Source organism: Stenotrophomonas sp. STEN029 (assembly GCF_056760015.1).
This window is the reverse complement of sequence record NZ_JBRREC010000142.1, coordinates 1-7,525: the sequence shown is the minus strand read 5'-3', so window position 1 is coordinate 7,525 and position 7,525 is coordinate 1. Positions and strand designations below refer to the sequence as shown.

Below are 7,525 nucleotides of genomic sequence, written 5' to 3'. Positions count from 1 at the left end.
GCCATGCTCGGCAGGGGCTGTACCGGTAAAGCTCCAGCCGAGCATGGCTCGGCACTACAGAGATCAAGCTTCTGCTTCGATGCGGCTGCCACTACCCGCATCAAAGAAGTGCAGCTTCGATGCGTTCACCTCAACTGCGATCTCCTGCCCGACCTGCGGTAGCTGCTGTGGCGGCACCCGCATGATCAGCGCCTGCTCGCCGTAGCGCAGATTGACGAAAATCTCGTTTCCGACCGGCTCCAACCCTTCGATGCGCGCGTTGAACGCGGCTGCACCACCACCGGGCTGCAAGTGCTCGGGCCTCACGCCAACCACCAACGGCTTGTCGAACCATTGCGCGCCCAGTGACACGGCGTCGAGTGCAATACCAAGCCCCTCGTCCAACCACAGCATCGCCGAACCTGCTTCATCACGTCGCAGTTGCCCACGCAACATATTCATCGCTGGACTACCGAGGAAGCCTGCAACAAACAGATTGACCGGCCTGTCATACAGCGCCATGGGGGTGTCGATCTGCTGGATCACCCCCTCATTGAGCACGACGATGCGCTGGCCCAGCGTCATCGCCTCGACCTGGTCATGGGTGACATAGATCATCGTGGTGCCCAGCTTGCGATGCAGTTGCGCAATTTCGGTACGCACCGAGTGACGCAGCTTTGCATCCAGATTGGACAGCGGCTCATCCAGCAGGAACACCGCCGGCTCGCGCACCAGCGCACGCCCCAGCGCAACGCGCTGACGCTGACCACCCGACATCGCGCGCGGCAACTTGTCCAGCATCGACGTCAGACCCAAGGAATCGGCGGCTTCCCGCACACGACGCTGCACCTCGGCCTTGTCGTGGCCGCGCAGCTTCAAACCAAAGCCCAGGTTCTCGGCCACGGTCATATGCGGGTAGAGCGCGTAGTTCTGGAACACCATGGCGATGTCACGATCCTTCGGTGCAACGTCGTTGACCAGCCGCTCGTCGATACGCAGCTGACCAGCACTGATCTCCTCCAGCCCAGCCACCATTCGCAGCAGTGTGGACTTGCCGCAGCCCGACGGCCCCACCAGCACCATCAACTCGCCATCGGCGATGTCGAAACTGGCCCCGGCAACGGCGACCTGACCGTTGTCATACACCTTGCGCACACTGTCGAATTGAACCTTGGCCATCACTACCTCGTTGCGAGTCGAAACCTGGAGCTGGGGAACACTTGCGTTACAACGACAGAACAGTTTCCTGCAATCGTATACATCCGAAACATTGTGCACGGTAAGCATATTCATATGGCACCATCACAGTCGCTCTTACACGGCACCTGCGCTCCGCTGCACGGACCTGCTCCCGCCCTCGCGGCATGCTGCAATGCACAAGCCCAGACTGCCCACGCCCGCCCCCTCGCGCCGAAGGACGCGGGCGTCCCAATCGCGGCGCAGGCCTTGAAGACGAACAATTGACAACGATGTCATCCGCACCCGAAACTCGCGCAATGCACGACACCCTCTTCCTGTTCGGTGCCACAGGCGATCTGGCCCAGCGTTATCTGTTCCCGTCCCTGCTACGCCTGCTTGGCGACGGCCTGCTCCCTGAAGATTTCCGTGTGCGTGCGCTGGCCTTGTCGCCGCATGACACCGAGAAATTCCGCGACCTGCTGCGTCCGCGCCTGGAAGCAGCCATGCCGCACGCCAGCCAGGATGACATCAGCAACCTGCTCAACCGTATCGACTACCGTTCGGTGGACCTGCGCAATGCCGAATCGGTCGCCGAAGCGGTCAAGGACCTGGTCCACCGCAATTGCGTCAGCTATCTGGCGATCCCGCCGGGGCTGTACATCTCCACCTGCGAAGGCCTGGCACTGGGCGGCGCGCTGGCTGCACCCAACCGCTTGATGCTGGAAAAGCCGATCGGCTCGGACAGCGACAGCGCCGAGGAGATCCTGCAGTCGATCGGCAAGCTGATCGACGAAGACCGCGTGTTCCGCCTTGATCATTACCTCGGCAAGGCAGCGGTACAGAACCTGATGGCGCTGCGCTTCGGCAATACCTTGCTGGAGGCCGTGTGGAACCGCAACTACATCGCCTCGGTGCACATTCTTGTCGCCGAGAGCGATGGCGTGGATGGCCGCGACTCGTATTACTCGCGCTCCGGCGCACTTCGCGACATGGTCCAGAGCCATATCCTGCAGCTGTTGTGCCTGGTGGCGATGGAACCGCCAGCATCGCTGGAAGCCGACCGCATCCGCGACGAAAAGGTGAAGGTGCTGCGCGCCCTGCGCCCGCTCGACGCCAAGCACGCGGCCAAGGACAGCGTGCGCGGCCGCTACACCGCGGGCACCATCAATGGCCAGCCCGCGCAGGCCTACCAGCCGCCGGAAGGCAGCGAGGCCGAGACCTTTGTCGGCGTCACCGCACATATCGACAACTGGCGCTGGGCTGGCGTGCCGTTCCACCTGGTTACCGGCAAGCGCCTGCCAGAACGCACCACCCGCATCGAGGTCAACCTCAAGCCGGTGACGCATTGGCTGTTTGAGCGCCCCGACCGCAAGAACGCCACCCCCAACCGCCTGACCTTCCAGCTGCAGCCGCAGGAAAACATCCAGCTCGGCCTGATGAGCTCGCTGGCCGGCCCGGAATGGGGAGCGCTGGAACTGCAACCGCTGGAACTGGAACTTTCCGTTCCCACCGGCCTGCACCGTCGCATCGCCTACGAACGCCTGTTCCTGGACGCCTTCAACGGCAACCACGCTCTGTTCGTGCGCGACGATGAAGTCCGTGCCGCCTGGGCCTGGATCGACAGCGTCAGCGATGCCTGGAAGGCCGCCGACCTGCCGATGGAGCCCTACCCGGCCGGCGGCTGGGGACCGCGTCTGGGACAGGACTTCCTGCCCGAATCCATTGCCGCCGAAGCAGGCCCGGAGCAGGGGCTGTGATCCCCAGCACCGACCTGGTACTGGTAGCGGATATTGGTGGCACCAACGCACGCTTCGCGCTGGCTGACCGCGCCGCGGCCGCGCCGCTGGATCAGGGCAGCATCGACGAGTATCCGGTGGCGCAGTTCTCATCGCTGGCCGACGCCGCCGCGCACTACCTGCAGCAGCGTGGGGCGACCGCCAGCAGCGGTGTGTTCGCGGTAGCGGGCCGGGTCGATGGTGACGAAGCACGCATCACCAATCATCCGTGGGTCATCTCGCGCACGCGTACTGCCGAGCAGCTCGGCTTCGAGCAGCTGCATCTGATCAACGACTTCGTCGCCCAGGCCATGTCGATCGCATTGCTCGGCGTTGACGATGTCGTGCAGGTTGGCGGCGCTGGCTGGCAGCCCGCTGCGGTGGGCGAATCACGCAACTACTGCGTGCTTGGCCCCGGCACCGGCCTGGGGGTTGGCGGACTGGTGGTGCGCGATGGTCGCAACTACCCGCTGGCCACCGAAGGCGGCCATGCCAGTTTTGCGCCGAACTCGCCCGAACAGATCCGCATCCTGGAGATCCTGTCGGCGCAGTTCGGGCGGGTGTCCAACGAACGCCTGGTCTGCGGTCCCGGCCTGGTCAACATCCACCGGGCCATCTGCGAGATGGCCGGTACCGATCCGGGCCTGCTGCAACCGGCCGAGGTCAGCGCACGTGCTGCCGAAGGTGATGTGCTGGCGGGTCGTGCGGTCGAAGTATTCCTCGAGATATTCGGTGCGGTCGCCGGTGACGCGGTGTTGGTGCAGGGCGCCTGGGACGGCGTGTTCCTGACCGGTGGACTGGTACCGCGCCTGCTGCAGCAGCTGCAGCATTCCGGCTTCCGTCAACGGTTTGAAAGCAAGGGACGCTTCTCCGCGACGATGTCGCAGATCCCGTCGATGGCCATCACCCATCCCTGCCCCGGCCTGCTCGGTGCCACTGCTTATGCGCTGGACATGCAGCGCGCCAATTCTGGAGTGACCGCATGAACGCCGCTGTTTCCGACCGCATCACACTTGTCCGCCATGCTGACGAAGAGGCCTGGACCGAAGGTGTCGCCAAGGAAATGGCAGCGCTGCTGAGCGCGGAGATCGAGCAGCGCGGGCGCGCCCGCATGCTGCTGTCTGGCGGCACCACGCCGGCTCCCATCTACGAACTGTTGTCCGACCAGGGCCTGGAGTGGGCGCGGGTTGAAGTTGGCCTGGCCGACGAGCGCTGGCTTTCGCCGCAGGACAAGGACAGCAATGCCTGGCTGGTACGTGACAGCTTCCTGCGTCATGCCGAGGGTGCGCATTTTGACCCGCTTGTCCGCGTTGGCCTGCCGATCGCCGAATGCGTGCACACCGCCAACCTGCTCGCCACGCATTCACAGCCACCCTGCCTGGTGGTGCTGGGGATGGGCAATGACGGCCATACCGCTTCGTTGTTCCCTGGCTCGCCCGACCTGCCGCAGGCACTGCAGAGCAAACACCCTTATGCGGCATTGGATGCGACCGGCTGCCCGGTGGCCAAGCACTGGTCCCTACGCATCACCTTGACCCCACATGGCCTGGCGCTGGCCAACCAGCGCCTGCTGCTGGTCCGCGGCAAGCAGAAGCTCGAGGTGCTCAATGCCGCACTTGCCTCCGGCGACGTGAACACCTTCCCGATCCTTGCTGCAATCAATGCGCCCGGCAACAAGCTGCGCGTGCATTGGTGTCCTTGAGCGGGAACCAGCGGATCCGGAACCGGGAATGGACCTCACCTGCCGCTCGCAAGAGCTGGAGATGGTCCTTCCCGAAACAGAGTCCGAAGCCCGCCGCTTTCCCAGCCGCACCTTCCTCCTCATTCCAGCCATAAAGCCATGCATCCGAAAATCCAAGCCATCACCGATCGCATCCGCCAGCGCAGCGCCCCGTCGCGCGCGGCTTATCTGGCCGGGATTGATGCCGCGCTGCGCGAAGGTCCGTTCCGCGCACGCCTGAGCTGCGGCAACCTGGCCCATGCCTTTGCTGCCTGTGGGCCCACCGACAAGGACCGGCTGCGCGGTGACGTGACGCCAAACCTCGGCATCATCACCTCGTACAACGACATGCTGTCCGCGCACCAGCCGTTCGAGCATTACCCGGAGTTGATCCGTAATGCCGCACGCGAGCTGGGCGCAACCGCCCAGGTTGCCGGCGCGGTGCCGGCGATGTGCGACGGCGTGACCCAGGGCCGTGGCGGCATGGAACTGTCGCTGTTCTCGCGTGACGTGATTGCGCAGGCAACGGCGATTGGCCTCAGCCACGACATGTTCGACGCCACCATCTATCTGGGCGTCTGCGACAAGATCGTACCCGGCCTGCTGATCGGCGCCCTCGCCTTTGGTCACCTTCCGGCGGTGTTCGTGCCGGCCGGGCCGATGACACCGGGCATCCCGAACAAGAAGAAAGCCGAAGTCCGCGAGCGCTACGCCGCAGGCGAAGCTACCCGCGAAGAACTGCTGGAAGCCGAATCAGCCTCGTACCACGCACCGGGTACCTGCACCTTCTATGGCACCGCCAACTCCAACCAGGTCCTGCTGGAAGCGATGGGCGTGCAGCTGCCGGGCGCCTCCTTCGTCAACCCGGAACTGCCGCTGCGCGACGCGCTGACCCGTGCTGCCACCGCACGCGCATTGGAAATAAGCGCGCTCGGCAATGACTTCCGCCCGTTCGGCCACCTGATCGACGAACGCGCCATCGTCAATGCAGTGGTCGCCTTGATGGCGACCGGCGGCTCGACCAACCACACCATCCACTGGATCGCCGTTGCCCGTGCCGCAGGCATCGTGCTCACCTGGGACGACATGGACGAGCTCTCGCAGATCGTGCCGCTGCTGGCCCGCGTCTATCCGAACGGCGAAGCCGATGTGAACCGTTTTGCTGCCGCTGGCGGTCCCGGCTTCGTGTTCCGCGAACTGATGGACGCCGGCCTGATGCACGCCGATGCGACCACGATTGCCGAGGGTGGCATGCGCGCCTTCGCCCAGGAGCCACGTCTCACCGACGGCAAGGTCAGCTACGTGCCCGCCCTGACGTCAGCGGCGACGAGGAAGTGGTACGCCCCGCCTCCAATCCGTTCGAAGCCCAGGGCGGCCTGCGCCTGCTGCGTGGCAATATCGGCCGCTCGCTGATCAAGTTGTCGGCAGTGAAGCCGCAGTACCGCACGATTGAAGCACCGGCCGTGGTCGTCGATGCGCCGCAGATCCTCAACAAACTACACGCCGCTGGCGCCCTGCCGCAGGACTTCGTCGCGGTGGTGCGCTATCAGGGCCCGCGCTCCAATGGCATGCCGGAGCTGCACTCGCTGGCCCCGCTGCTCGGCCTGCTGCAGAACCAGGGTCGACGCGTCGCATTGGTCACCGATGGTCGTCTCTCCGGCGCCTCCGGCAAGATCCCCGCCGCTATCCACGTTACTCCGGAAGCAGCACGCGGCGGTCCGATCGCGCGTATCCGCGAGGGCGACATCATCCGTCTGGATGGTGAAGCCGGCACCTTGGAAGTACTGGTCGATGCCGCCGAATGGGCTGCCCGCGGCATTGCCGCCAACACCGCGCCGGCCGGCTCGGACATGGGCCGCAACCTGTTCGCGATGAACCGCCGCATCGTCGGCCCGGCCGATCAGGGCGCGATCTCGATCTCCTGCGGCCCGGCCCGTCCGGACGGCAGCTTGTGGGACTACGACGCCGAATACGAACTCGGCCATGACCATGCCGCAGCAGCCGCCCCACACGAAGCCAACGACGCCTGAGATCCAGGATTCGCGTACACCTTTATCAAAGAGGACTCCATGAACATTGCCCAATACCAGGACCGCGCCGAGCAGCTGCTGAGCGCCGCCGGCATCCTGCCCGTCGTTACCGTGCACACCCTCGACCAGGCGCGCTCCGTCAGCGCAGCACTGCTCGAAGGCGGCCTGCCCGCGATTGAACTGACCCTGCGCACGCCGGTGGCAATGGAAGCGCTGGCCATGCTCAAGCGCGAACTGCCGGATGTAGTTGTCGGTGCCGGCACCGTGCTGACCGTCGAGCAGATGCAGCGCTCCATCGATGCCGGTGCCGACTTCATCGTCACCCCGGGCACGCCCGCACACATGGCCGATGCCTTGGCGACTGCGCCGTTGCCGGTGGTTCCGGGCGCTGCATCACCGACCGAACTGCTGGAGCTGGTCGCGCGCGGCTTCCGCATCTGCAAGCTGTTCCCGGCCACCGCCGTTGGTGGCCTGGCGATGATCAAGGGTGTTGCCGGTCCGATTCCGGAGCTCAAGCTCTGCCCCACCGGCGGCATCACCGAAGCCACCGCAGGCGATTACCTGTCGCAGAAGAACGTGGTCTGCATCGGTGGCTCGTGGATGGTGCAGGACAGCTGGATCCGCAATGGCCAATGGGACGAAGTGAAGAAGTCCGCCGCCGCTGCCGCCGCCATCGTCAAACAAGCCCGCGCCGGCTGACACAAATCAGCTTCTAGGTTGTTGTAGGAGCGGCGTCAGCCGCGAAGCTGATGATGCATACGGGCGACGCATCGCCAGTACCGACGCCCGTACCGAAGCCCGTACCGAAGCCTTGAGGATTGGAGGCAGGTGGTTTGGTTGCT

General features: G+C 64.9%; 5 protein-coding genes and 1 pseudogene. 5 read left to right on the top strand and 1 reads right to left on the bottom strand.

The window, feature by feature from the left end:
• Window positions 1-63 precede the first annotated feature (63 nt).
• On the bottom strand, window positions 64-1,158 hold the full coding sequence (locus ACVOLI_RS19855; protein WP_481615696.1) for an ABC transporter ATP-binding protein: 1,095 nt from the start codon (window positions 1,156-1,158) through the stop codon (window positions 64-66).
• 185 nt (window positions 1,159-1,343) lie between these two features.
• Here ACVOLI_RS19855 and zwf point away from each other — a divergent pair, with 185 nt between their 5' ends.
• From zwf to eda, 5 genes and pseudogenes are all read left to right on the top strand, one after another.
• On the top strand, window positions 1,344-2,915 hold the full coding sequence (gene zwf, locus ACVOLI_RS19850; protein ID WP_481615695.1) for a glucose-6-phosphate dehydrogenase: 1,572 nt from the start codon (window positions 1,344-1,346) through the stop codon (window positions 2,913-2,915).
• On the top strand, window positions 2,912-3,919 hold the full coding sequence (gene glk / locus ACVOLI_RS19845) for a glucokinase (protein WP_481615694.1): 1,008 nt from the start codon (window positions 2,912-2,914) through the stop codon (window positions 3,917-3,919). Before zwf ends, glk begins: the two co-directional genes overlap by 4 nt.
• Window positions 3,916-4,635, top strand: coding sequence for a 6-phosphogluconolactonase (gene pgl, locus ACVOLI_RS19840; protein WP_481615693.1), 720 nt, complete (start codon window positions 3,916-3,918; stop codon window positions 4,633-4,635). Before glk ends, pgl begins: the two co-directional genes overlap by 4 nt.
• Window positions 4,636-4,773: 138 nt before the next feature.
• A pseudogene (edd, locus tag ACVOLI_RS19835) lies at window positions 4,774-6,683 on the top strand (phosphogluconate dehydratase).
• Window positions 6,684-6,722: 39 nt separating this feature from the next.
• Window positions 6,723-7,382, top strand: coding sequence for a bifunctional 4-hydroxy-2-oxoglutarate aldolase/2-dehydro-3-deoxy-phosphogluconate aldolase (gene eda / locus ACVOLI_RS19830; RefSeq protein WP_481615692.1), 660 nt, complete (start codon window positions 6,723-6,725; stop codon window positions 7,380-7,382).
• The last annotated feature ends 143 nt before the right edge of the window (window positions 7,383-7,525 follow it).